The sequence below is a fragment of the Demequina lignilytica genome (assembly GCF_030418375.1).
GTDB classification, from domain to species: Bacteria; Actinomycetota; Actinomycetes; order Actinomycetales; family Demequinaceae; genus Demequina; species Demequina lignilytica.
This window is the reverse complement of sequence record NZ_JAUHPZ010000003.1, coordinates 162,171-186,794: the sequence shown is the minus strand read 5'-3', so window position 1 is coordinate 186,794 and position 24,624 is coordinate 162,171. Positions and strand designations below refer to the sequence as shown.

Below are 24,624 nucleotides of genomic sequence, written 5' to 3'. Positions count from 1 at the left end.
GCGCCTGTAGCTCAGGGGATAGAGCACCGCTCTCCTAAAGCGGGTGTCGCGCGTTCGAATCGCGCCAGGCGCACCATCCGCCGCACGACCGCCCTACTGCGGCCTCCGGGGCCGCGGTGCCGACGGGGCGTCCTCGGGAACCACCAGCACGGGGGAGCGGGCGAACTCGATCACGCCGAGCGTGTGCGAGCCGATCGCCGGGATCACGTGCCCGGGCCGGTCCATCCGCCCCACCACGATGAGGCTCGCCTCGCAGGAGTCCGCCTCGGCGAGGATCTCGGCGGCGATCCGGCCGCCACGCAGCGCCACCGTGGCCACGATCCCGGCCGCGCCGGCGCGCTCGACCACGTGCGCCAGCGCCGCCTCGCAGCCGGCGGCGCGGCCGCGTGCCACGGACCCGTCGCGGTCCTCGCCGGCCCCCGCGGGCTCGACCACCGCGACGGCGCGCAGCGCCGCCCCGGTCCGCCGTGCGTGAGCGATCGCCTCGTCGGCGGCCGCGAACGCGGCGGGGGAGTCGTGGACCGCCACCAGCACCGTGCCGTTCATCCCGCACCTCCCGTTCGCGACCCGGCGGTCCGCCGAGGTCGGCGCGCGTCGAGCGCCCAGCGCACACGCAGGTTCTCCTCGCGCTCGAGCTCCTCGAGCGCGCCCTCGATCCGCGCCAGCTCGCCCTCGAGGCGCGGGATCCAGCGGTGCTCGACCGCCCGACGGCGGGTCCTGGTCGCCACCAGCTCGGCCTCGACCGTGGTCGAGGCGCGCCGGGCCGCGGCGTAGGCGGCGGCCGCCCGGACCGCCTCCGCCATCGCCTCGGCCGCCAGCTCGAGCGCTGAGCTGCCTCCCGACGGCAGGCGCTCGGGCACCGTCGCCTCGCCCGCGTCCGTGAACTCGACCCCCATGACGTGGCCGGCCTCCGCGCGCATCGTCGCCGCGCCGCTCGGCGCCGCGGCCTCGATCGCGGGCCAGCCGTCCAGCGCGGCCGCCCGGTCCGCCCACACCGCCGCATCGCGGGCGGCGCGCTCCCACGCCTGCTGGAGGTGGTCCGCGCCGAGGAGGAGCCGCTCGTGCTCGGCGGCGATGATCCGCTGCTTGCGCTCGAGCATGTCGACCCCATGGCGCGCGACGGCCAGCTGGCGCTGCACCCGCAGCCTGGCCGCGCGCCCGACGTCAGGCATCGTCCACCCCCTCGTCCGGGAGCTCGAGGTGCGCCCGGATCATCTCCGGCGACAGCATCGTCAGCTCCTGTCGCGGCAACGTGGCGAGCGCCGTCCAGGCACGATCGAGCGTCTCCTCGAGCGACCTGCTCTCCGCGTCGCCCTGGTCGAGCAGCTCCCGCTCGAGCTCCTCGCGGTAGGCGAGGTAGCTGCGGTCCGTCTCGCCGAGCGCGGCGGCCCCGACGAGCTCGGCCAGGGCCGCCGACTGGCGCGCGCGTGCGAGCGCCGCGAGCACCTGCGCGGCCACATCGAGGTGGTCGTCGCGCGTGCGTCGCGCGCCCGCGCCGTGACGCATGAGCCGCGACAGCGAGCCGAGCGTGTCGACCGGCGGATACACGCCGCGCGCCGCGATCTCGGGCGACAGCACGATCTGCCCCTCCGTGATGTAGCCGGTGAGGTCCGGCACGGGGTGGGTGATGTCGCCCGCCGGCATGGTGAGCACCGGGACGATCGTGACGGAGCCGTCGCGGTCGCGGACCCGGCCGCAGCGTTCGTACAGGCTCGCGAGGTCGCTGTAGAGGTAGCCGGGGTAGCCGCGTCGGGCGGGGATCTCGCGCCGCGCGGCCGAGACCTCGCGGACCGCCTCCGCGTAGTTGGTCATGTCGGACAGGACGACGAGCACGTCGGCGCCGTCGTCGAAGGCGAGATGCTCGGCGACCGTGAGCGCGAGGCGGGGCGTGAGGATCCGCTCGATCGCCGGGTCGTCCGCGGCGTTGAGGATCAGCACCAGCTCTCCCGAGGAGGTGCGCTCCTCCAGCCGGTCCCGGACGTACGCGATGTCGGCATGCGTCAGCCCCATGGCCGCGAACACCACCCGGAACCGCGTGCCCGCGCTGGTCGCCTGAGCCGCGATCTGGGTCGCGAGCGCGAGATGGGGCAGGCCGGCGACGGAGAAGATCGGCAGCTTCTGCCCTCGCACCAGGGTGGTGAGCGCGTCGATCGCGGAGACCCCGGTGAGGACGGGCTCGTGCGGGGGGTCGCGGTCGACCGGATTCATCGGCCACCCCGCCACCGGCTCCAGCCGGTCGCCGGTGACGGGCGGCCCCCCGTCGAGGGGCGCCCCGCGGCCGTTGCACACCCGGCCGAGCCAGCCGGCGCCGACCGGGACGCGCAGGGGGCTTCCGGCGAACCTCACCTCGATCGCGCCGGGCACCAGACCGTCGGTGCCCTCGAACACCTGCACCGTCGCCTGATCGCCGTCGAGCTCCAGCACCAGGCCATGCCGGACGCCCTCCTCGGTCGCGACCTGGGCGGACTCGTCCCAGCCGACGCCGTCCACACCGCCGACGACCAGCAGCGGCCCACGGATCGCCTGCACGTCGCGGTGGGCGACCCGCGGCTCGCCGGCTGCCCACGACGGGGCGCGTCCGTCGCCGCTCATGACACCCTCCTGATCGCGTCGAGCATCCGCTCCCGGGTCGCGGCGATGGCCGTGGCGTCCTCCGGGCCGCCGTCCTGAGCCGCGCGGATCACCGGACCCATGTCGACGCGCTCCAGCGCGGTCGCGGAGACCCCTCGTGCGATCGCCGCGTGGCAGGCGTCGATCACATCGAGCACCAGGTCCAGCAGCGCCGCGCCCTTCGCGTCGGCGCACGTGGCGTCGTTGGGGTGGAGGGCGTTCTGCGCCAGCACGCCCTCGCGCAGCAGGCGCCCGCCGAGCACCACCACCCGCTCGCGGCCGGGGAGCGAGCTGACGCCGATCACCTCGGCCAGCGACTCCAACCGGTCCGCCTCGGCAAGCACCTCGAGCGCCCGCGCGCGGCGCTGCGCCCACTCGGGGTCGCCGTGCACGGTCTGCCACCGTGCGAGGCCGGCGGCGTCGCGCGCGAACGATCCGGACCAGTGCACGGCGGGATAGTGCCGCGCGTAGGCGAGATCCCGGTCGAGCATCCACATGGCGCGCACGAACCGCTGGCTGATGGTGGTGACCGGCTCCGACATGTCGCCGCCCGGTGGCGACACCGCCCCGATCACGGTGACGGAGGCCTCCTGCCCTCCCAAGGTGGTCACGCGCCCGGCCCGCTCGTAGAACGCGGCGAGCTCCGACGCCAGATCGGCGGGGAACCCCTCCTCCGCGGGCAGGTCGCCGCGCCGGTTGGCGAACTCGCGCAGGGCCTCGGCCCAGCGCGAGGTCGAGTCGGCGATCACCACGGCGTCGTGCCCCATGTCGCGGAAGTACTCCGCGATGCTGACGCCGGTGTAGATGCTGAGCTCGCGCGCCATCATCGGCATGTTCGACGTGTTCGCGACCACCACGGTCCGGTCGACCAGCCGGCCGCCGGTGCGCGCGTCCACCAGCCGGCCGAGGTCGTCGAGGACATCGGCCATCTCGTTCCCGCGCTCGCCGCACCCGACGTAGACGATCACGTCGGCGTCGCACCACTTCGCCACCTGCTGGAGGAGCATGGTCTTGCCCGTGCCGAAGCCGCCGGTCACCGCGGCAGCCGCGCCGCGCGCGACGGGGAAGAACAGGTCGAGCACGCGTTGGCCCGTGTGCAGCGGTACCGGATCCGTGAGCCGCTCGCGGTGGGGGCGCGGGCGGCGGATCGGCCATCGCTCGGACAGGTGGACGTCGCGCCCGGAGACGCGCGCGACGGCGTCGAGCTCGCCGACCTCTCCGGCGGCGATCCGCTCGACGGTGCCGGCGCAGCCCGCCGGCGTCAGGACCCGATGCTCGACCGCGCCCGTCGTCGGCACGGTGCCGAGCACGTCGCCCTCGCCCACGGTGTCGCCCGCGGCCACCGCGGGCACGAAGGTCCACCGGTGCGACCGGATCCCGTCCGCATCGTCCCCGGGACGGTCGGGCCGCAGCCACAGCGGCGCCGACGAGAGCGGACGCATGAGCCCGTCGAACGCGTGCCCGAGCAGCCCCGGGCCGAAGAGCCCCGTGAGGGGTTGCCCGGTGCCCGCCGCCGGGTCGCCCACGCGCAGGCCGCCGGTGTACTCGTAGGCCTGCATCGTCGCGCGGGCACCGTCGACGCCCACCACCTCCGCGCTGATGCCGCCCGCGCCCATCCGGAGGATCTCGCCCATCGCGACGTCCGGCACGCCGTCGGCCTCGATCAGCGGCCCGGTGACGCGCACGGCGCGGCCGACGCGTGCGGCCGGCGTCGGCGACGCGCTCACGGCATCCATAGCGCCGACACCTCCTCGGACGGGGACCCCAGCGCGGCACGCGCGAGCGCGGGAAGCGTGAGGTCGAGCCTGCGCGTGCCGCTGGCGGCCACCACCCCGCCGTCGGGGTGCTCCTCGATGGCGGCGTCGGGCCCGAGCATCTCGCGTGCGCGCTCGCGCAGCGACGCGAGCAGGCGCGGGTAGGCCGGATAGGTCCGCAGCATCCGGGCGCGCGCCACCACCCGGTCCTCGATCTCCCGGCGCAGCGACTCGCGACCCGCGAGGTCGAGCTCGTGCGCGGCGCGCCGGCGGCGTGCCGAGCGCTGTGCGGCGTCCGACCGCGCCGCGGCCTCGCCCGCCTGGACCGCGCGCTCCGTGATCGCGTCGGCGTCCCGGCGCGCCTCCGCGAGCGTGATGGCGGCCTCCTCGGCGGACTTCCGCTCGCAGGCGCGCACCACGCCCTCCGCCTGAGCATGGATGCGGTCGCGCAGCGGCGCGAGCGACGGCGCGGATCCGGTCGGCAGGGACCTCATGTCGGGATCACCGCCGTCACCGGTGCGCCCAGGCGGTCCGCCTCGCCCCCCAGCGCCGCGGCCGCGTCCGCGGTCAGCACCACCAGCGCGACATCCTGCGCGAGCGCCTCCCAGGCGAGGCGCACGGCGCCCGGATCCGGCGCGTGCCGCACGTCGACCCCGGCCAGCGCGTACGCGCCGACGAGCCGGCGGTCGCCGATCGCGACGACGACGCCGTCGAGGAGCGGTGCCGGAGCGTTCATGCCTTGCCGATCAGGATGATCGCGATGATGAGCCCGTAGATGGCGATGCCCTCGGCGAGGCCGACGACCACCATGGCGCGGCCGAACATCTCGGGGCGCTCGCTCATCGCGGCGAGCGCGGCGGAACCGGTGTACGCGACGGCGATCGCCGCGCCGATCGACGAGCCCACGACGGCAATCGCCGCGGCGATGAGCGCGGAGCCGTTGGAGCCCGACGCGGCGGCCTCGGTGGTCGCGGCCGCGACGGGTGCCGCGGCGCTCGCCGAGGGCGCGGAGACGAGCACGACGACGGCGGCAGCGATCACCGCGAGGTTGGCGCCGATGATCGTGACGATCCCCGCGCGGGGGCGTCGACGCATCAGCACGGTGGCGCCGCCCGCGACGAGCACGAGGATGGGAAGGGTCAGGAGCCAGATGGACATGGGTCACTCCTCTCGATCGGGCTCGCTCGCCGCGGCGCCGGACGGCTCCGCGACCTCGGGGACCTCGGGGTGCCACGGTCGGAAGGCGCGTCCCTCCCCGACGAAGACACGGGAGAACAGCTCGTAGTACTCGAGCCGGAGCGCCTGCACTCCCGCGACGAGCGCCTCGAGCCCGAACGTGATGACGTTGCCGACCACGAATACCAGCACGGCGGCGACGGCCGCCCAGCCCGGACGCCACAGGGCGGTGGTGCCGTCCCAGATCACGGTGAGCAGGGCCGCGTGGGTCAGTCCGAAGGCCGCGAGCCGCGCGAAGGACACGACGTTGGAGCCGAGCCGGCTGACGGCGTCGACGGACTCGATGCCCGCCTGCAGCACGCCCGTGGCGCCGCCGCCCGACTCGGACAGCACCCCGATGAAGATCAGCACCAGCGCGGCGAGGGCGAGCACGGCTCCCGCCGCTGTCAGCGCGGGAACGTCCGCGACGAGTCCCCACGTCAGGAGGGCCAGGGCGACGAGCAGGCCCGCGCCGGCGAGCCCGGAGCGCGCGTAGAGCGCGTAGCCCCAGCCGCCCTCGCGGACGCGGTTGATGGTGCCCGTCGCGTAGGAGCCGGCGAGCAGGACCCCGCCGATGCCGACGGCGGCGAGCAGCAGCGGCACCGGGTCGTCCATCGGGTCGAGCCACAGCACCGGGACCAGGCCCGTGGGCCCGAACGCCTCGCCGTAGAGCGCGCCGAACACCATCGCCGCGAGCCCCGCGAGCGTGACGAACAGCCACATGCGGGTCAGCTTCCTGAGGCGGGGGATCCAGCCGGCGCGCATCGCGAGCCCGAGCCCGGCGAGCATCGCGCCGTGACCGACGTCGCCGAACATCATCCCGAACATCAGGATGTATGCGGCGGCCGCGAGGCGCGCCGGGTCGACGTCGGCGTAGGGCACCACCCCGTAGGTGTCGACCAGCGTGCGGGAGGTGCCCGCGTCGCGCTCCGCCATGAGCGTGGGCGGCTGCTCGCCCGCGGGGTGGCGCAGCGGCACGACCGCCGCGCCGAGCGGGGCGAGTGCTGAGGCGAGGCCGTCGCGCTCGTGGCTCGGCATCCAGCCGACCCACCCGACGATGCGGTCATGGGTCACGGCCGCCCGGGCGGCGCGGGCGAACGGATCGCCGTCCTCGGGGCCCGCGGCTCGCAGGTCCAGCTCGACGATGCCCGCGCGGGCGACCGCCGCGAGCGTGCGGTCGCGGTCCTCCTCGAGCGCGACGATCGCGACGCGGTCCATCGTCACGGGTCCCCCGTGCTCACGCCGCGGCATCGAGCACCTCCCGGGCAGCCGGACCCGCCTCGAGGGCCGCCGCGGCGGCCTGGACGCGCCACGCGTCCACCTCGAGCAGCGCGAGGCCCGCGACCACCACCTCCTGGCGGGGCGCGCCGGACCTCATCAGCGCCGTGGCCTCCGCCTCGGTCAGGGCACGGTCCCGAGCCTCGGCCCGCCACAGATCCTCCGCGCCGTCGATCCCCGCGAGGATCGGGCGCACGTGCGGCGGGAGCGCAGCCGTCAGCGCCGGAAGGTCCCGAGCCTCCTCCCACGCGCGTCCGAGCAACGGCCGCAGCCGCCGGGTCAGACCCGCGGAGGGGCTGTCGCCGTCGACGACGACGGCGCGCGCGGCGACCAGGGCCGCGCGTCGGGACACCCAGACCCGAGCCGCGGGGGCCGTCTGCGCGTAGCGCAGGAGCCAGGCGGCCTCGAGGAGCTCGGCCAGCCGGTCCTCCTCCTCGGGCTCGACCGCCCCCCACGGCGTGCGCGCCAGCGCGGCACGCAGGTCCTCCGGGCTCGCGGCCCGACGGAGAGCGCCCCAGGACGTCGCGAGCGAGCCCAGGTCGTGCGCCGGGCCCGCCCTGTCGCCCCGCAGCTCCCGGGCCAGTCCCAGGATGTTGTCGCGCTCGAACGGCGCCGCGGCGGCGCGGAGGATGCGGGTGCCGCCCGCCGGCGCCCACCCCGCCAGGACCCGCAGCTGCCACAGCAGCGTCTCCCTGGTCGCGAGCTGGAGGCCGGTCACGGTGGCGGACTCGGGCAGCCGTGCGCCGTAGCTCCAGCGCGCGACCAGCTCGCGGGCCTGCTCGAGCGAGCCGGCGGCCGCGAGGCGCGCGGCTCCGGCGGCTCCCGCGCGGCCGGAGACCAGCGCACGCGTCCTGACCGCGGCGGCCACCCATGCGATGCTCATGATGAGCGCCCGAGCGGGTCGACCAGGCTCTCGACCACCTGTCGCGCGGCGTCCTCGACGCGCGGCCTGCGGTCGGCGAGCAGACGGTCCACCTCATCGCGGGCCGCACGCATCACGCGCTCGTCCTCGCCCGCTGCCCGCGCGAGCACCTCCGCAGCGGCCGCGGCCTCCCGCGCCGGCGCCTCGCCACGTGCGTGCGCGAGCAGCGCCGCGGCCTCGGCGCGTGCCTGCTCGGCACGCTCCGCCGCGCGCGTGCATCCCTCCTCGACTCGCGTCGCGGCCTGCGCCAGGTCCGCGTCGACGGCCGCGAAGACCGGGGCGAGCTCGAGCGCCGCGCTGGAGCGCTGGGCGACGTGCTCCGCCGACTCGGCGGCGCCGCCGGGTGCCGCCACCGGGCGGAAGCGGTCCAGGATCTCCTGCCAGCGCATGTCTCTTCCTCGAGTCAGCGACGACCCGGGCATCCGGGGTGCCCGCTCATCTTCGAATCTACTCCCGCGGGGTGCGCCCGCGCCCGGCGGGCCCGGGGGAGGCGAAGGCCCTGCTGAGGACACGGACCGCCGCATCGTCGCGACCGTCGGGGGGAGGGCATGGCGCCGGCGCCGTCCCGCCGTGCCGCGAGCGGCGCGGCGCCATCGCGTCGTCCCTCCTGGGCGACCGTTACCGAACCGAGACCGAAACTCGACCTTTCGTGACCTAATTAAGTTGACTCCTGACTTAAATTCCTCCAGACTGCAGATGTGCAAAGACGTACACCTGACGGTCCCGAGACCGCCGAACCCTGGGGAGCCCCCCTCGCCGGCCGGCCGCTGAGCGCGCCGCAGATCGACGGCGATGTGGCCGTCATCCGTGACGCCGTCTACTCCAGCCGCGTCGGCTTCCGCCCGTTGACCCTCGACCTCCACGCCCCGGCCGAGGCGTGGGAGCCGGCCGGCGGCGCCGCCGCCGCGCGTCGCTATCCCGCGATCGTGTGGATCCACGGGGGAGCCTTCCGCGTCGGCTCGCGGGCCCTCCTTCCCGACTTCCTCGACGACGGCGACTTCTTCGGCAGCCTCGCGCGTGCCGGATTCGTGGTGGCGTCGATCGACTACCGCCTCTCCTCCGAGGCGGCCTGGCCCGCCCAGCTGCTGGACGTCAGGGCCGCCGTGCGATGGCTGAGGGGCCGCGCGGACGAGCTCGGCATCGCGCCGGCCGCGATCGCGGTGTGGGGAGAGTCCGCGGGAGCCCACCTCGCGGCGAGCGCGGGGGTCCGGGGCGCCGCGGAGCACCCCGATGAGGAGCCCGGCCTCGAGCCGCCGACCGTGGCGGCCGTGGTCGACTGGTACGGCCCGTCCAACTTCGCCCTCATGGACCACCAGGCTCCCGCCGATGCCCTTCAGGTGCACGACGATCCGGACTCGCCCGAGTCGGTGCTGCTGCGGGCTCCCGTGCAGCACGCGCCCGACCGGGTGGCGGACGCGGATCCGGCGACCCACGTGGGCCCGGGATGCCCGCCGATCCTGATCCGTCACGGCATGCACGACCGCCTGGTGCCCTTCGGGCAGAGCGTGCACCTCGCCTCGGCCCTCGAGGGCGCGGGTGTCGATGTGCGGCTGCGTCCCGTCGATGGCGCGGGGCACGTCTTCGAGGGCCACCCCGACCCGTTCCAGTTCGTCCACGAGGCCGTGGACTTCCTCCGCGAGGTGATGCCCCCGGCTCACCCCCACGCCACCGCCAGGACCCTCCGATGAAAGGCACCCTCATGAGCCCACGCGTGAAGGCCGACGAGCCCTCCGCATCCCCGCCGTCGGCGCCGACGCGCAGCACGCTGCCGTCGTTCCTGACCAGCGGGCTCAACATCCGCGCCCTCACCGGTGCCGACTGGTTCAGCGCGCTGGCCGCGCTGCTGCTGCTCGTCGCGGTGATCGGCCTGATGAACCCGGCGTTCTTCAGCACCACGCAGCTGATCAACGTGGTGCAGCAGTCGGTGTACATCGCGCTGATGGCCGCCGGCATCGCGTTCCTCCTCACCCAGGGAGAGGTCGACCTCTCGGTCGCAGGCAACTATGTGCTCACCGGGATCGTCGCCTCGCTCCTCATCCAGGGAGGCATGAACACGTGGCTCGCCGCGGCCATCGCGTTGCTGTGCGCCGTCGGCGTGGGCGCGTTCAACGCGTTGATCGTGCAAGGGATCGGCATCAACTCGCTGATCGCGACGCTCGCGATGGGATGGGTGCTCCGCGGACTCGCGGCCGCGGTCTCCGAAGGCAAGCAGATCATCGGCATGCCGGTCTCCGACCCGTTCTTCGCCATCCTCGGCGGCGGGAAGGTGCTGGGGCTGCCCGTCTCGGTGTGGATCCTCATCATCGTGGTGGCGCTGCTCACCGTGGTGCTGCGCGCGACACCGTTCGGCTACCGTTCCCGCGAGATCGGCTCCAACCCCGACGCGGCGGCCTTCGCCGGCATCCCCGTGAACCGCAACAAGACGTACGGCTTCCTGCTGAGCGGCGGCCTCGCGGGCCTCGCAGGCCTGCTCGGGCTCGCGTTCTTCACCAGCGGCGACCCGACCAGCGGCGGCGGCTTCGAGCTGTTCGCCGTCGCCGGCGCCGTCATCGGCGGCAACCCGCTCACCGGCGGCATCGCGACCATCTTCGGCGCCGCGATCGGCGCGATCCTGCTCAAGACCGTCGGCGTGGGCCTCGTGTACTTCTCGATCCCCGCGGTCTGGAGCCAGTTCGCCACCGGCGCCATCATCATCCTCGCCGTCTCGCTCAACGGGCTGATGGCCCGCCGCAAGGCGAGACGGAAGAAGACCTAGCGGTCCACATCCCACCCCACCACCAGGTCCCCAACAACAAGGAGAGCAGTGACAATGAAGTCCGATCCGACCACCCTCCGCAGGCGCCTCGGCGTTCTCGCGGCCAGCGCCGCGATCGCCGCGGTCGCCCTCGCCGGCTGCAGCTCGTCCGGCACCGAGGCCACCACCTCCGACGAGCCCACCACCGGCACCGACACCACCACCGAGTCGACGCTCGAGCCCGGCTCGATCAAGCTGGGCATCGCGTACTGGGACACCATCACGTACGCCTTCCAGCTCATGCTCAAGGGCTCCGAGGCCGTGGCCGCCAACGACCCGGCGATCGCCCTCGAGTCCGCCGCGCCCGACTCCGGCGACCCGTCCAAGCTGCTCCCGCTCTTCCAGGCGCTGGCGCAGACCCAGACCGACGGCGTGGTGCTCCAGACGCTCGCGGCCGACCCGTTCTACCGTCCGGTGCTCGACACCACCGGTGCCGGCACCCCGGTGATCGCCATCGACGCCCCGCCGCCCGCCGACGCCGGCGTCGACCTCTTCATCACGAACGACAACATGGAGCTGGGCCGCATGCTCGCCCGCGAGCTCCTCAAGGACCTCGACGCCGACGCGTCCGGGCAGATCGTGATCGGCACCAACGGCCCCGCCGTGCCCCCGCTCATGGCCCGCGTCGACGGCATGATCGAGGTCGTGACCGAGGAGTACCCGAACGTCGAGGTGATCGGCCCGATCTCCACCTACGGCACGTCCGGCTCCCCCCAGGAGAACTACGACGCCTGGGACGGCATCTGGCGCCAGTACCCCGACGCCCTCGCCTACATGGCGCCCGGCGCCCAGGACGCCGTCTCGCTCGGCCTGATCCAGACCCGCAACAGCGTCGAGATCCTCGCCGGCGGCATGGACCTCGAGCCCGGCTCGCTCGACGAGGTCAAGACCGGCCGCGTCGCCGTGCTGGTCTCGCCCGAGCACTGGCTGAAGGGCTACATCGCGACCAAGCTGCTCGCGATGCACGCCGAGGACGGCTTCGAGATCCCCGCGGGCGTCTGGGACACCGGCGGCCTCGTGGTCAACTCCGACAACATCGACGAGGTGCTGGCGCGGCAGGCCAGCGACGACTCGATGCGCGAGGCTCTGAGCCCGGTGGGTGACGAGCAGATCGCGAACTACCAGGACTACATCGGATAACAAGGCAGGCACGCACACTCATGCACGCGTTCGAGGCGCAGGACATCCGGAAGAGCTATGGCGGAGTGCACGCGCTCCGTGGGGTGGGCCTCGCGGTCCGTCCCGGCTCGGTTCACGCCCTGCTGGGCGAGAACGGCGCCGGCAAGTCGACCCTGGTCAAGATCATGACCGGGGTGACCCGGCCCGACTCCGGAGTCCTGCGCCTCGACGGGCGTGACGTGGCGTTCGCGAACACGGCCGAGGCGGCCGCCAGCGGCGTGGCGGTGGTGTCGCAGGAGCTCAGCCTGTTCCCCCACCTGTCGCTGCTGTCCAACCTGTTCCCGATGCGCGAGCCGCGCAAGGGGCTGCTCATCGACACGCGCGAGATGCTCCGAAGGGCCGAGCCGATCCTCGAGCAGCTGGGCGTCGACGCCAAGCCGAGCGTCCTGGTCGAGGACCTGTCGCTGGCGGACCGCCAGCTGGTCGAGATCGCCAAGGCGCTCGTGACCCAGCCGCGCGTCCTGCTTCTGGACGAGCCGACCTCGGCCCTCGAGGGGGGCGCCACCGAGCGGCTGCTCGAGATCCTCCGGGTGCTGCGCAGCCGCGATGTGGGCGTCGTGTTCGTCAGCCACATCCTGCAGGAGGTGATGAGCGTCTGCGACGAGGTCACGGTGCTCCGCGACGGCGAGATGGCGCTGTCCGCGGATCCGATCGCGCACCACACCGTGCCCACGCTGGTGAAGGCCATGATCGGCGACAAGGTCGTGGCCACCGAGACCGTCGCGCGGGCGGACGTCGAGGACCTCGCCGGCTCGGCGGAGGGCGTCCTGCAGGTCACCGGCCTCTCCCTCGCCTCCGGCGTCCACGACGTCGACCTCACGGCGCGGCCGGGCGAGATCGTCGGCCTGGTCGGGCTCGCCGGGTCCGGGCCCACCGACGTGCTGCGTGCCCTCGCCGGGATCGTCCGCCCCACCGCGGGCACCGTGACGCTGCCGGGCGGACGTCCCGCGCCCAAGGGGCAGCGGGCGCACGTCGCCGCCGGGGTCGCGTACGTGTCCGGCGACCGGCGCCGCTACGGCCTCATGCTCGAGAAGCCCATCTGGGAGAACATGGTCCAGGTCCGATCGATGGGCATGGCCCGCGACGGCCTCGTGATGCGCAAGGCCTCGCTCATCGAGCGGGCCCAGGGCCACGTCGAGCGGGTCGGCATCAAGGTCGGCTCGATCGCAGACGACGTCAGCTCGCTGTCGGGCGGCAACCAGCAGAAGGTCGTGATGGCCAAGTGGCTCGACAACGCGCCGTCGGTGCTGCTGCTCGACGACCCGACCCGTGGCGTCGACGTGGGCGCGCGCGCCGAGATCCACGGGCTCCTGCGCGGCGCCTCCAACGGAGGCGCGGTGGTGCTGATGTGCTCCACGGACCTGGAGGAGGTGGTCGCCGCGTGCGACCGCGTCGTGGTCTTCTATCGCGGCCGCGCGGTCGCCGAGCTCGAGGGCGAGCGCATCACCACGCAGACGATGCTCGAGCTGATCAATACGGGTGTGCCGGAGGAGGCGACCGCCTGACCGCGGCCGCTCGAGCCGCCATGACCCGCGATGCACCCGGACCGCTCGTGCGCGACCTGCGCGACGCGCTCGCGCTGATCGCGGACGAGCCCGGCGCGTACCTCGAGAGCGACCACCCGGTCGATCCGAAGGCGGAGCTCGCCGGGGTCTACCGTCACGTGGGCGCCGGCGGCACCGTCGCCCGGCCCACGCGCCGCGGGCCGGCCATGATGTTCACCGATGTGGCCGGGTACCCGGGCGCGCGGGTGCTGGTGGGCCTGCTCGCGGACCGCCGGAGGGCCGCGCGGCTGCTGGGCGCGACCCCGGACACCGTGGCCCACCGGCTGGTCGACGCCCTGGAGGCGCCGGTGCCGCCCGTGGTCGTGGACGATGCGCCGGCCCAGGAGGTGGTCCACCTCGCCTCCGACCCGGGTTTCGACATCCGCGCCCTGCTGCCGGCGCCCACGAACACCCCCACCGATGCCGCCCCGTACTTCTGCATGGGGCTCCTGCTCGCGTCCGACCCCGAGACCCGGCGCTCCGACGTCACGATCCACCGGATCGCGGTGCAGGGGCGGGACGAGCTGTCGATCTTCTTCTCGCCGGGCCGCCACATCGACGTGTTCCGCGCGAAGGCCGAGGCCGCCGGGCGGCCGCTGCCCGTGACGATCAACATGGGCCTGGACCCGGCGGTGGTGGTCGGCGCGTGCTTCGAGGCCCCCGCCACGCCGCTCGGCTTCGACGAGCTGCAGGTGGCGGGCGGCTTGCGAGGCGAGCCCGTCGAGCTGGTGCGCGCCACGACGGTCGACGAGCACGCGATCGCCCGCGCCGAGATCGTCATCGAGGGCGAGCTCCTCCCCGGCGTGCGCGTCGCGGAGGACCAGCACACGGGCACCGGCCACGCGATGCCCGAGTTCCCCGGGTACGCCGGTCCGGCCCACCCGGCGGTGCCGGTGATGCGCGTCACGGCGGTCACCACGCGCGAGCGCCCGATCCTGCAGACGCTCGTCGGCCCGGGTGAGGAGCACACCTCCTTGGCGGGCATCCCCACCGAGGCGTCCGTGCTGCAGGCGGTCGAGCGATCGATGCCCGGGTTCGTGACCCAGGTCCACGCGCACACGGCGGGCGGGGGCAAGCTCCTGCTGGTGATGCAGGTGCGCAAGCGCGGCCCGCGGGACGACGGGATGGCGCGGCATGCCGCGCTGGTCGCCTTCGCGACCTTCCGCGAGCTGAAGAACGTGATCGTCGTGGACGACGACGTGGACGTGTTCGACACCGACGACGTGCTGTGGGCCATGACCACCCGGATGCAGGGCTCCACGGACATCGTGGTGATCCCGGGCGTCGCGGGCCACGTGCTCGACCCCTCGCAGCAGCCGGCCTACGACGCCGGCATCCCCGCCCCGGGCGTGACGTCGAAGACCCTCTACGACGCGACGGCGCCGTGGGCGCTGCGCGATGAGTTCGCCCGCGCGAGCTTCGCGGACGTGGACCCCCGCCCCTGGGCGCCGGGACTCGCGTTCCCGTACCTGGACGATGCGGTCGCCGGGGCGGCGCCATGACGGGTGACCGGATCATCGTGGGGATCACCGGCGCCTCCGGCACCGCGTACGGCGTGCGGGCGCTCGAGCTCCTGCGCGACGCGGGCATCGAGACGCACCTGGTGATGTCGAAGGCGGCGCACGTGACCCGCACCTACGAGAGCGGCCTCAGCCGGGCGGAGATCGAGGCGCTCGCGGACCACGTGCACCGTCCCGGCGACATCGACGCCGCGATCTCCTCCGGATCCTTCGCGACGCGCGGCATGCTGATCGCGCCCTGCTCGATGCGGACGCTCGCCGAGATCGCCTCGGGCGCCTCGACGTCCCTGGTGAGCCGCGCCGCGGACGTGGTGCTCAAGGAGCGTCGGCGGTTGGTGCTGATGGCGAGGGAGGCCCCGCTCCACCTCATCCACCTGCGGAACATGGCCACCGTCACCGAGGCCGGGGCCATCGTGTTCCCCCCGGTGCCGGCGATGTACGCGCACCCGGCCTCGATCGACGACGTGATCACTCACTCCGTCGCCCGCGCGCTCGACCTCTTCGACGTCCATGTCGCGGGGATCCCGCGCTGGGAGGGGCCGGGCTGATGGACGACCGCCCCCGTCGCGCCGCGGTGCGCGCGTTGCTCGTCGAGGCCGCCGTGTGGACCATGGCCACGCGCGCCGAAGGGGGAGCGTTGCGCTCGCGGCCGGTGACCCTCTTCGCCGACGCGCCGGAGGGCGGGGCGGATGCGCTGGTCCTGACCGCCGCATCGTCCCGCAAGGCCGTCGACCTCGAGCGGTGGCCGGAGGTCGCGCTCGCCGGGCCGGTCCCCGGCGGGTGGCTCGCCGCCGGCGGGACGGCGCGGGTGATCCGCGACCCCGAGCAGGTGGCGCGGCACGTCTCGCGGCTCGCGCCCGGCGTCCCGGCCGAGGGCGTGTGCGTCCTGGCCGTGACCCTCGACGAGGCGCGTCGCTGGACGGTGCTGTCCTCGGACCCGTTCGACAATCAGGTCGAGCCGCTGCTGCCCTGAGCCGGGACCACGGCTCGCGGCGTAGCGTGGAAGCATGATCGCGGCGCTGCGGCGGCACCTCGAGACGATCGTGCTGATCGCCTCGGGGCTCGTCCTGGCCGCGGGCGGCGTCCTCGCCTGGGCGGGGGACGATGCGGCGGCCCGGTGGATGTGGATCGCCGGCACCCTGCTCGGGCTGGCGTTCGCTCTCTCCGCGACCGTCGAGGCCGCCCGGCATCGCCGGCCGACGGTCGACATCATCGCGGTGCTGGCGCTCGCCGGGGCGTTGTGGGTCGACGAGCCCCTCGCCGGCGCGATCATCACGCTCATGCTCGCGACCGGCCAGGTCCTGGAGGCCCGCGCCGACGCCCGCGCGCGGCGCGAGCTCAGCCTCCTGGCCGCGCGTGCGCCACGGACCGCCCGCCGGGTCGTGGGAGACGGCCTCGTGGAGGTCGCCGTCGAGGAGATCGGGGTGGGGGAGCGTCTGCTGGTGCGCCCGGGGGAGGTCGTGCCGGTCGACGGCCGCCTGGCGGCGGACGCGACGCTCGACGAGTCGGCGCTCACCGGGGAGCCGGAGCCCGTCGAGCGGCCCGCGGGTGGTGACGTGCGCTCGGGCGTGGTGAACGCGGGCGGTCCGCTCGAGCTGGTCACCACCACGACGGCGCAGACCTCGACCTACGCGGCGCTGGTGCGGCTGGTCGAGGCGGCGCAGGCGGCGAGCGCGCCGTTCGTGCGCGCCGCCGACCGGTGGGCGATCGCGTTCGTGCCGCTCACGCTCGCGCTCGCGGGCGGCGCCTGGTGGGTGTCCGGCGATCCGGTCCGCGCCGTCGCGGTGCTGGTGGTGGCCACCCCGTGCCCGCTGCTGCTCGCGGCGCCGATCGCGATCGTGTCGGGCCTGTCCCGGTCCGCGCGGCTCGGCGTGGTGGTCAAGGGCGGAGGTGCGCTCGAGCGCCTCGCCCGCGCCCGCGTCGCCGTGTTCGACAAGACCGGCACGCTGACGCGAGGCCGGCCGCAGCTGGCCGACGTGGTGCCGGCGGACGGCGGGGACCCCGACGTCGCCCTGCGCCTCGCGGCCTCGCTGGACCAGGTCTCCGCCCACGTGCTCGCCGGACCGATCGTCGAGGCCGCCCTCGCGCGCGGCCTCGCCCTGACCATGCCGGACCAGGCGGAGGAGGTCCATGGCCACGGGGTGCGCGGCACCGTCGGGGGCCGCCGCGTCCGCGTCGGGCGGCCGAGCTGGATCGCCGGTCCGGATCCCGCGCCGTGGGCCCGCCAGGTCCGTCGCCGCGCCGACCTCGACGGCTCGATGAGCGTGATGGTCGAGATCGACGGCGAGCCGGCCGCGGCCCTGCTGCTGCGCGACCCCATCCGTCCCGACGCCCCACGCATGGTGCGCGCGCTGCGGGCCGCGGGGATGGACCGCATCGTCCTCGCCACCGGGGACCGTGCCGACGTCGCGCACATGGTCGGACGGATCGTCGGCGTCGACGCCGTGCTCGCCGAGTGCGAGCCCGTGGACAAGCTGACCGCGCTCCGGCGCGAGGGGGAGCGCGGCCCGACGCTGATGGTGGGCGACGGGATCAACGACGCCCCCGCGCTCGCGGCCGCCGACGTGGGCGTCGCGCTCGCCGCGCGCGGCGCCACCGCATCGTCCGAGGCCGCCGACGTGGTGCTCACGGTCGACCGGATCGACGCGCTCGCCGACGCGATCCTGGTCGCCCGCCGGTCCCGCCGCATCGCGCTCCAGGCGGTGGCCGTGGGGATGGGGCTGTCGCTGGTCGCGATGGGCGCGGCCGCCGCGGGACTGCTCCCGCCGACGCTCGGAGCGGCGCTGCAGGAGGTGATCGACCTCCTGGCGATCCTCATCGCGCTGCGGGCCGTGCTGCCGGGCAGGCTGCACACGGTCGCGATCCCCGAGGAGGACCTCCGCACCCTGGCGGCGCTGCGGGTCGAGCACGACGGCCTCGCGCCCCTGGTCGAGCGCGTCGCGGCGGTCGCGGACGGGCTCAGCACCCAGGCGCCCGACCTGGCGCCGGTCCTCGCCCTGCGCGACGCTCTCGAGACCGACCTGCTGCCGCACGAGCGCGCCGACGAGGAGCTGCTGGTGCCGTTGGTCGCGCGGGCGCTGGGCTCGCACGAGGCGGTGGCGGCGCTGAGCCGCACCCACGCCGAGATCGAGCGGCAGGTCGCGCGGCTCCGGCGGCTGGTGGACGGGCTCGACCCTGTGCCCGCGCCCGAGGACGTCGTGGAGCTGCGCCGGCTGCTCTACGGGCTCTACGCCGTGCTCAAGCTGCACAACGCGCAGGAGGACGAGGGTGCGTTCAGCCTCGCGCCGGCGCGCGTACCCTAGGCGGCATGGGCGACGCGGCTGGGGCCAGGGGTGACGTGCGGCTCGCGCACGCCCTGCCCTCCCCGCCCGACCGCGCCGCGGACGCCTCGACGCTGAGGGCCCACAACCTCGGGATCGTGATGCGGCTCCTGCGCGAGCATGGCACCGTCTCCCGCAAGGACATCGAGCAGGCCTCCGGCATGGTGCCGGCCTCGGTGCTCAACCTGCTCGGCGACCTCGAGTCGCGCGGGCTGGTCCGCGAGGTGCGGCACGGCGCGGCGGGAGAGGTCCGCGGGCGCGGCCGCCCGCGCGTGATGGTCGAGGCGGTCGGCGACCGGTGCCTCGCGCTCGCGGTCCGGGTGACGCGCGAGCGCATCACGAGCGAGCTGCACTCCAGCACCGGGGTGCTGCTCGACTCCGCCTCGCGCGCCGTCGCCTTCAAGTGGGGCAACCCCGACGCGGCGGTCGCCGCCGTCGCCGACCTGGTGGCGCGCGCCCTTGCCACGGCGGCCGACCGCGGCGGGCTGCTGATGGCCGTCGTGGTCGCCATGCCCGGCCCCGTCGGCAAGGACAACACGCTCGCGGACTCTGTCGAGTTCGGCTGGGGGCACGTCGGCCTCGAGGCGCGCCTGCGGGAGGCCGGGACCCCCGACTCCGTCAGGGTCGAGGTGGTCAACGAGGGCGATGTCGCGGGACTCGCCGAGTACTGGGAGCTCCCGTCGCCCCGACCGTCGGTGATGCTGTTCCTCAACGGCGACCGGATGATCGGCGGCGGCGTGGTGCAGGACGGGCGGGTGCTGGTCGGGGCGCACGGATTCGGCGGTGCGCTGGGCCACGTGACGGTGGACTGGCGGGGACGGTCGTGCGAGTGCGGGTCGATCGGCTGCCTCAACGCGTACATCGGCGCCGAGGCCCTGCTGACCTCCGCGCGGCTGATCGACCACGTGCAGATGCGCGGGACCGTCGCCGCGATGCTCGAGCTCCAGGAGCGGCTCGACCGCGGCGAGCGCCGGGCGGTCGACGTCGCGATCCGGGCCGGAGACATCCTGGGCGCCGCGATGCGGTCGGTCTACGACGTGGTGAACCCCGCCGCGCTCGTGCTCGGCGGCCACCTCGCGTGGATGCGCCGCTGGCTCGAGCCGGGCGTCCAGATGCAGCTCGCGACCCGCACCGAGCGCCTCGCTCCCGTGCGGATCACCACCGCGCGACTCGGCTCGCGCGCGGGCCTGGTCGGCGCCGCGCGGTACGGCCTCGAGGTGCTGTTCGACGACCCGACGGTGGTGCCCGTCCTCGAGGACGCTCCGGCGCGGCTGCTGGGCTGAGCAGGCGCCCGCGGATCCCTTCCCCGAGCACGATCGCGGCGCGGCGGATTGCCGATCCGTGACGCAGCAACTAGATTGTCGACAATATTGTCGTGCATGGAGCCGGTGCGACAGCGAGGTCGAACCGGGAGGGAGGCTCGTCATGGTCGCCGACGCCCGCGTCTACGAGGAGCTGAAGGCCAACATCCTGCGGGGTGACTACTCGCCGCGCCAGCGGCTGGTCGAGGCCGAGCTGTGCGAGGAGTTCGAGGCGAGCCGGTTCGCCGTGCGAGCGGCGCTCCAGTCGCTCGAGGCGGACGGCCTGGTCGAGCGCCAGCGCAACCGCGGGGCCCGGATCCGCGAGATCTCCCTCGAGGAGGCCGTCGAGATCACCGAGGTGCGCATGGTGGTCGAGGGCCTGGTCGCGCGCCGTGCCGCCGAGCGCGTCACCGACGCACAGGCCGCCACGCTGCGCGAGATCGGCGCCGCGATGCGCGTGGCGGTCGCGTCGGGGGACGTCGGCGCGTACGGCGACCTCAACGTCCGGCTGCACCAGACGGTTCGGGAGATCGCGTCGCACGCCAAGGCGACCGGCATCATCGCGCGGCTGCACGGTCAGATGATCCGCCACCAGTTCGCGATGTCGCGGCTCCCGGGCCGGTCGAGCGTCTCGGTGGTCCAGCACGAGGCGATCATCGACGCGATCGCCGCGCGCGACCCCGACGCCGCCGAGTCCGCGATGCGCGCGCACATCGCCTCGGTGATCGAGGCGCTCCGCACCATCGCCGAGGCGGACGTCAGACGCGGGTGAGCTCCGCGATGCGCATGGTCACGTTGTCCCACGTGCACGTCTGCATCCACAGCCGACCCTCGAGCACGGTCGCGGGTGCCCCCTTCGGCACCGTCTTGAGCCGCGTGACCACGTAGTCGCCGGCGCCGTAGCCGGTCAGGTGCACGGTGTCGCCCACCTGCAGCCCGAGCACGACCGCGCCGCCGCAGTGGTTGTGGGCGGAGACCACGCGTCCGTACCCGCCGAAGTCCTCCCAGACCCAGCCGGTGCAGCGGTCCAGGGCGGCCTGGTGGCCGGCCTGGTGGACGCCGAACGAGTAGTCCGAGCCGGACGATGCGCCGGTCCCGCCCGTCGAGGCGGCTCCCGCGGCGGGTGCGGACGCCGCGACGGGGGCGGGGGTGACGTCGATGTCGACGGCGGCGACCTCGAACTCCGCCTCGGCGGACGCCTCGATCGCGGGGATGAGCACCGAGCGCAACGACGCGGCCGCCACGGCGCGCGCGGGGGAGCCGCCGACCGGCGCGGCGGCCTGGGCGGCGGGGCCGAGGATGAGCGCGGCGGCTGCAGCTGCGACGAGCAGTGCGGAGGTCTGGGCGCGACGAGGCATGGGGTCTCCCGAGGGGGGTGAGGGAATCGTGCCCGCGCGGCGTCAGGCGGGCGTTCTCCTCGAATGTCGCATCGGCCACGAATCGGACGCTGTGACGCAGGTCGCATTGTGACGAGGCTCACATGGGCGATCGCGATCAGTTCGTTACCAAAATCGGCTACAACATTGTCGACAATCCTGATACGGTGGTCCTGCCACGCTCTCAATGACGAGTGCGCGGGTCTCAAGGAGGAGCCCATGAAGTTCACGTCCCCGTCGACCCGGATGCGGGTCGCCCTCGGCGCGCTGACCGCGGTCAGCGCGCTCACCCTCGCCGCCTGCAGCTCGGGCGGATCCGAGCCGGCCGAGACCTCGGCGGCACCCGAGCCGAGCGACACCATGACGGAGGACGTCATGGAGACGGTCGACATCACCGTCGGCGTCATCCCGATCCTGGACGTCGCGCCCATCTACCTCGGAGTCGACCAGGGCTTCTTCGAGGAGGAGGGCCTCAACCTGACCATGGAGCTCGCCCAGGGTGGCGCCGCGATCGTCCCCGGCGTCGTGAGCGGCCAGTTCCAGTTCGGCTTCAGCAACACCACGTCGCTGATCCTCGCCGTCTCCAACGACCTCGGCATCGAGGCGGTCGCCCCCGGCACGTCGACCACGGGCGATCTCGAGACCGACATGGGCGGCGTGCTCACCACGGCCGACTCGGGCATCACCGGCCCCGCGGACCTCGAGGGCAAGAAGGTGGCGGTCAACACCCTCAACAACGTCAACACGTCCACCATCAACAAGATGGTCCGCGATGCCGGCGGCGACCCGTCGACCATCACCTACGTCGAGCTCGCCTTCCCGGACATCGTCCCTGCCGTCGTCTCGGGCGACGTCGACGCGGGCCAGGTCGTCGAGCCGTTCCTCACCGTCGGCAAGGGCCAGGACCTGGTCAACGTCGGCTCGAACTACGCGGCGATGAGCCCGACGTTCATGGTCGCGCAGTACTTCACCGCGAGCCAGTACGCGGCCGACAACCCGGACATCGTCGAGCGCTTCGAGTCGGCCATCACCAAGTCCTTCGAGTACGCCTCGGACAACCCCGACGCGGTCCGCGCGATCCTGCTGACCTACACCTCGATGGACGAGGCGACCACCCAGGCCGTCACGCTCCCCGCGTGGCCGACGGAGATCGACACCGCCACGGTGGACCTGCTCGCCGAGCTGGCCGTCACCGACGGCTTCCTCACCGAGGTCCCGGACCTCTCGGTCCTCAAGTAGCCGTCCGGGGCCGCGGCGACCACCACCCCGCCGCGGCCCCGGGCCCCACCCCCTCATCGCATCGGAGAGCAGCCGTGAGCTCGAGCCCAGCCACGCTGGCGCCGCCCGCCTCGGGCGGGACCCGGCCCCGCACGCGATCCAGGAGAGCCCGCCGCAGCCGCGACGTCTGGCTCGGCATCCTGGGCGTGCTCATCGTCCTGGTCGGAGCGGAGATCCTGTCCCGCACCGGCATCGTCAATCCCGCCTTCCTCCCGCCCGTCACCGAGATGTACGCCTCGCTGTTCCAGATGCTCGGCGAGGGATGGTTCTGGGAGAACCTCTGGCTGACCGTCCGCGGCTGGGCCATCGGCCTCGCGGCCGCCATGGCGCTCGGCATCGTCGTCGGCTTCATCATCGGCTCGGTGCCGTTCCTGCGGGCCTTCACCAACTCGACCATCGAGTTCCTGCGCCCGATCCCCTCCGTCGCGCTCATCCCGCTGGTGGTGCTGCTGTTCGGCACCAAGCCGGCCTCGGCCTTCCTGCTGGTGCTCTACGCGGCGTTCTGGCCCGTGCTCGTGCAGGTCCTGTACGGCGTCGCGGACGTCGACCCGGTGGCTCGCGACACGGCGCGGTCCTACCAGTTCGGGCCCCTGCGGATCGCGCGTTCCGTGATCTACCCGACGGCCCTGCCGTACATCATGACCGCGTTCCGCCTCGCCGCCGCGGTCGCACTGATCCTGGAGATCACCGCCGAGCTCGTCATCGGCGTGCCGGGGCTGGGCAAGCAGATCGGCATCGCCCAGAGCTCGGCGAACGTGCCGGAGACCTACGCGCTCGTGATCGTGGTCGGCCTCATCGGCGTCGCGGTCAACCTGATGGCGCGGTTCGTGGAGCGCAAGGCGCTCTGGTGGCACTCGTCCGTGAGGGGGGAGCACTCATGACCACTCTTCTCAAGAGGGCCTTCATGCTGCTGGGCCTGCCGATCATCCTGGTCGCCGCGTGGTGGTTCGCCTCCGCGGGCTCGACCAGCCCGTTCTGGCCGCCGCTCAGCACCATCCTCGAGGCGTTCCCCACCACCTGGACCATGGACAGGATCGTCGGAGACGTCTTCCCGTCGCTCGCCCGGCTCGGCATCGGCTTCGCGCTCGCCGTGCTCGTCGGCATCGTGGCTGGCACGGCGATCGGTCTGTCGCCCACCCTGCGGGCGCTCGCGGAGCCCGTGCTCGAGTTCTTCCGCGCCGTCCCGCCCCCGGTGCTGGTGCCGATCATCGCGCTGTTCGCGGGCTACACCGGCTGGCTCGGCAAGATCGTCACCATCGCGCTGGGCTGCCTGTGGCCCATCCTGCTCAACACCGTCGAGGGCGTCCGCGGCCTCGAGCCTGTGCTCGGCGACACCGCGAAGAGCTATCAGCTGAGCCGCTGGCGACGCCTGCTGTTCGTGGTCCTTCCCGGGGCGAGCCCTCGCATCTTCACCGGCGCCCGCCAGGCGCTGTCCATCGGCGTGATCCTCATGGTCATCTCGGAGCTGTTCGGGGCCAACCGCGGCCTCGGCGCCGCGATCGTCCAGTTCCAGAGGAGCTTCGCCATCCCGCAGATGTGGACGGGCATCATCCTGCTCGGCCTCATCGGCGTGCTGCTGGCGGCCATCTTCAAGGTGGTCGAGAACCGGATGCTCGCGTGGTACGTCGGGCAGCGTCAGATCGAACGAGGAGTCTAGATGTCCATCACCACCATGCTCTCGGGCCGCGCGGCGCAGACGCCGGCCGCCCCGGCGACCGACATCGCGCTCGACCTGCGCGGCGTCCAGAAGACCTACGACACCCCCGGCCGTCCCGAGGTGGAGGCGATCCGCCACCTCGACTTCCAGATCCGTCGCGGAGAGCTGGTCTGCGTCGTGGGGCCCTCGGGCGCCGGCAAGACCACCCTGCTCCGCTCGATCGCGGGCCTGCTCGACGTCACCGCCGGCGAGGTGGTCCTCGACGGCAAGGCCGTCACCGGGCCGCCCGAGGGCATGGCGGTCGTGTTCCAGGAGTACGGCCGCTCGCTGTTCCCCTGGATGACCGTCCGCCAGAACATCGAGCTCCCGCTCAAGGAGAAGGGCATCCCCAAGGCGGAGCGGCAGGAGAAGATCGACCGCGCCCTCAAGGAGGTCAGCCTCACCGAGGCGGCCGAGCAGCACCCGTGGCAGCTCTCGGGAGGCATGCAGCAGCGCGTCGCGATCGCCCGCGCGATCGCCTTCGAGCCGTCGGTCCTGCTCATGGATGAGCCGTTCGCCGCCGTCGACGCGCAGACCCGCGCCGAGCTCGAGGACCTGGTCCGCTCGCTGTGGAAGCACCTGGGCGTGACCGTGCTGTTCGTCACCCACGACATCGACGAGGCCGTCTACCTGGGCGAGCGCGTGATCGTGCTGTCGAACCGGCCCACCGTCCTCATGGAGGACGTCAAGGTCGACCTTCCCGCCGAGCGCGACCAGCTCACCACCCGCTCGGACCGCCGCTTCGGCGAGCTCCGTGGCCACGTCTACGAGCTGATCCAGCGCGCCAAGCGCGGCGACCGTCCGGACGCCCCCCAGCCCGAGGGGGCGGGGTTCTGA

The 24,624-nt window shown here is 73.9% G+C and carries 25 protein-coding genes and 1 tRNA gene; 15 read left to right on the top strand and 11 right to left on the bottom strand.

The window, feature by feature from the left end; translation table 11 throughout:
• Positions 1-76, top strand: a tRNA-Arg gene (locus QQX13_RS06985).
• Between the two features lie 17 nt (positions 77-93).
• Here QQX13_RS06985 and QQX13_RS06980 read toward each other — a convergent pair.
• From QQX13_RS06980 to QQX13_RS06935, 10 genes are read right to left on the bottom strand one after another with little or no spacing between them, the layout of a single operon-like run.
• Entirely contained in the window at positions 94-546 is a 453-nt protein-coding gene (locus tag QQX13_RS06980) for a universal stress protein (RefSeq protein ID WP_301118752.1), read from the bottom strand.
• Positions 543-1,172, bottom strand: a complete 630-nt coding sequence (locus QQX13_RS06975; protein WP_301118753.1) for a V-type ATP synthase subunit D — start codon at positions 1,170-1,172, stop codon at positions 543-545. The genes QQX13_RS06980 and QQX13_RS06975 overlap by 4 nt, the downstream gene beginning before the upstream one ends.
• Positions 1,165-2,592: a V-type ATP synthase subunit B gene (locus QQX13_RS06970; RefSeq protein WP_301118754.1), complete on the bottom strand. Its 1,428-nt coding sequence runs from the start codon at positions 2,590-2,592 to the stop codon at positions 1,165-1,167. The genes QQX13_RS06975 and QQX13_RS06970 overlap by 8 nt, the downstream gene beginning before the upstream one ends.
• Positions 2,589-4,346 carry a V-type ATP synthase subunit A gene (locus QQX13_RS06965; RefSeq protein WP_301118755.1) on the bottom strand — a complete coding sequence of 586 codons (1,758 nt, stop codon included), beginning with the start codon at positions 4,344-4,346 and terminating at the stop codon, positions 2,589-2,591. Before QQX13_RS06965 ends, QQX13_RS06970 begins: the two co-directional genes overlap by 4 nt.
• Positions 4,334-4,858: a V-type ATP synthase subunit E family protein gene (locus tag QQX13_RS06960; protein WP_301118756.1), complete on the bottom strand. Its 525-nt coding sequence runs from the start codon at positions 4,856-4,858 to the stop codon at positions 4,334-4,336. The genes QQX13_RS06965 and QQX13_RS06960 overlap by 13 nt, the downstream gene beginning before the upstream one ends.
• Complete coding sequence (locus QQX13_RS06955) at positions 4,855-5,100, bottom strand: V-type proton ATPase subunit F family protein (protein ID WP_301118757.1); 246 nt, start codon at positions 5,098-5,100, stop codon at positions 4,855-4,857. The genes QQX13_RS06960 and QQX13_RS06955 overlap by 4 nt, the downstream gene beginning before the upstream one ends.
• Positions 5,097-5,522 carry an ATP synthase subunit C gene (locus tag QQX13_RS06950; protein WP_301118758.1) on the bottom strand — a complete coding sequence of 142 codons (426 nt, stop codon included), beginning with the start codon at positions 5,520-5,522 and terminating at the stop codon, positions 5,097-5,099. The genes QQX13_RS06955 and QQX13_RS06950 overlap by 4 nt, the downstream gene beginning before the upstream one ends.
• Positions 5,523-5,525: 3 nt before the next feature.
• Complete coding sequence (locus tag QQX13_RS06945) at positions 5,526-6,797, bottom strand: V-type ATPase 116kDa subunit family protein (protein ID WP_301118928.1); 1,272 nt, start codon at positions 6,795-6,797, stop codon at positions 5,526-5,528.
• Between the two features lie 19 nt (positions 6,798-6,816).
• Positions 6,817-7,740 carry a hypothetical protein gene (locus tag QQX13_RS06940; RefSeq protein WP_301118759.1) on the bottom strand — a complete coding sequence of 308 codons (924 nt, stop codon included), beginning with the start codon at positions 7,738-7,740 and terminating at the stop codon, positions 6,817-6,819.
• Positions 7,737-8,168: a hypothetical protein gene (locus QQX13_RS06935; protein ID WP_301118760.1), complete on the bottom strand. Its 432-nt coding sequence runs from the start codon at positions 8,166-8,168 to the stop codon at positions 7,737-7,739. Before QQX13_RS06935 ends, QQX13_RS06940 begins: the two co-directional genes overlap by 4 nt.
• A gap of 405 nt (positions 8,169-8,573) precedes the next feature.
• On the opposite strand from QQX13_RS06935, the gene QQX13_RS06930 reads away from it, so the two are divergent.
• The 10 genes from QQX13_RS06930 to QQX13_RS06885 all read left to right on the top strand — a co-directional run bounded on the left by QQX13_RS06930 (position 8,574) and on the right by QQX13_RS06885 (position 20,209).
• Positions 8,574-9,467: an alpha/beta hydrolase gene (locus QQX13_RS06930; RefSeq protein WP_301118761.1), complete on the top strand. Its 894-nt coding sequence runs from the start codon at positions 8,574-8,576 to the stop codon at positions 9,465-9,467.
• Between the two features lie 11 nt (positions 9,468-9,478).
• Positions 9,479-10,534 (top strand): ABC transporter permease, encoded by a 1,056-nt coding sequence (locus tag QQX13_RS06925; protein WP_301118762.1) that lies wholly within the window; start codon positions 9,479-9,481, stop codon positions 10,532-10,534.
• A 54-nt stretch (positions 10,535-10,588) separates the two neighbouring features.
• Positions 10,589-11,713, top strand: a complete 1,125-nt coding sequence (locus tag QQX13_RS06920) for a sugar ABC transporter substrate-binding protein (RefSeq protein ID WP_301118763.1) — start codon at positions 10,589-10,591, stop codon at positions 11,711-11,713.
• A 20-nt stretch (positions 11,714-11,733) separates the two neighbouring features.
• Positions 11,734-13,257, top strand: a complete 1,524-nt coding sequence (locus QQX13_RS06915; protein WP_301118764.1) for a sugar ABC transporter ATP-binding protein — start codon at positions 11,734-11,736, stop codon at positions 13,255-13,257.
• A gap of 20 nt (positions 13,258-13,277) precedes the next feature.
• Positions 13,278-14,798 carry a UbiD family decarboxylase gene (locus QQX13_RS06910; RefSeq protein ID WP_301118765.1) on the top strand — a complete coding sequence of 507 codons (1,521 nt, stop codon included), beginning with the start codon at positions 13,278-13,280 and terminating at the stop codon, positions 14,796-14,798.
• Positions 14,795-15,364: a UbiX family flavin prenyltransferase gene (locus QQX13_RS06905; RefSeq protein ID WP_301118766.1), complete on the top strand. Its 570-nt coding sequence runs from the start codon at positions 14,795-14,797 to the stop codon at positions 15,362-15,364. The genes QQX13_RS06910 and QQX13_RS06905 overlap by 4 nt, the downstream gene beginning before the upstream one ends.
• Positions 15,364-15,789: a pyridoxamine 5'-phosphate oxidase family protein gene (locus tag QQX13_RS06900; RefSeq protein ID WP_301118767.1), complete on the top strand. Its 426-nt coding sequence runs from the start codon at positions 15,364-15,366 to the stop codon at positions 15,787-15,789. The genes QQX13_RS06905 and QQX13_RS06900 overlap by 1 nt, the downstream gene beginning before the upstream one ends.
• 34 nt (positions 15,790-15,823) lie before the next feature.
• Positions 15,824-18,118: a heavy metal translocating P-type ATPase gene (locus QQX13_RS06895; protein WP_301118768.1), complete on the top strand. Its 2,295-nt coding sequence runs from the start codon at positions 15,824-15,826 to the stop codon at positions 18,116-18,118.
• A 5-nt stretch (positions 18,119-18,123) separates the two neighbouring features.
• Positions 18,124-19,419 (top strand): ROK family transcriptional regulator, encoded by a 1,296-nt coding sequence (locus QQX13_RS06890; protein ID WP_301118769.1) that lies wholly within the window; start codon positions 18,124-18,126, stop codon positions 19,417-19,419.
• A gap of 142 nt (positions 19,420-19,561) precedes the next feature.
• Positions 19,562-20,209 (top strand): GntR family transcriptional regulator, encoded by a 648-nt coding sequence (locus QQX13_RS06885; RefSeq protein ID WP_301118770.1) that lies wholly within the window; start codon positions 19,562-19,564, stop codon positions 20,207-20,209.
• On the opposite strand, the gene QQX13_RS06880 is transcribed toward QQX13_RS06885, so the two are convergent.
• Positions 20,196-20,795 (bottom strand): hypothetical protein, encoded by a 600-nt coding sequence (locus QQX13_RS06880; RefSeq protein WP_301118771.1) that lies wholly within the window; start codon positions 20,793-20,795, stop codon positions 20,196-20,198. The genes QQX13_RS06885 and QQX13_RS06880 overlap by 14 nt on opposite strands.
• Before the next feature lie 237 nt (positions 20,796-21,032).
• Here QQX13_RS06880 and QQX13_RS06875 point away from each other — a divergent pair, with 237 nt between their 5' ends.
• From QQX13_RS06875 to QQX13_RS06860, 4 genes are all read left to right on the top strand, one after another.
• Positions 21,033-22,052: an ABC transporter substrate-binding protein gene (locus tag QQX13_RS06875; protein ID WP_301118772.1), complete on the top strand. Its 1,020-nt coding sequence runs from the start codon at positions 21,033-21,035 to the stop codon at positions 22,050-22,052.
• A 74-nt stretch (positions 22,053-22,126) separates the two neighbouring features.
• Positions 22,127-22,972: an ABC transporter permease gene (locus QQX13_RS06870; RefSeq protein WP_301118773.1), complete on the top strand. Its 846-nt coding sequence runs from the start codon at positions 22,127-22,129 to the stop codon at positions 22,970-22,972.
• Entirely contained in the window at positions 22,969-23,748 is a 780-nt protein-coding gene (locus tag QQX13_RS06865) for an ABC transporter permease (RefSeq protein WP_301118774.1), read from the top strand. The genes QQX13_RS06870 and QQX13_RS06865 overlap by 4 nt, the downstream gene beginning before the upstream one ends.
• Positions 23,749-24,624, top strand: coding sequence for an ABC transporter ATP-binding protein (locus QQX13_RS06860; protein ID WP_436968568.1), 876 nt, complete (start codon positions 23,749-23,751; stop codon positions 24,622-24,624).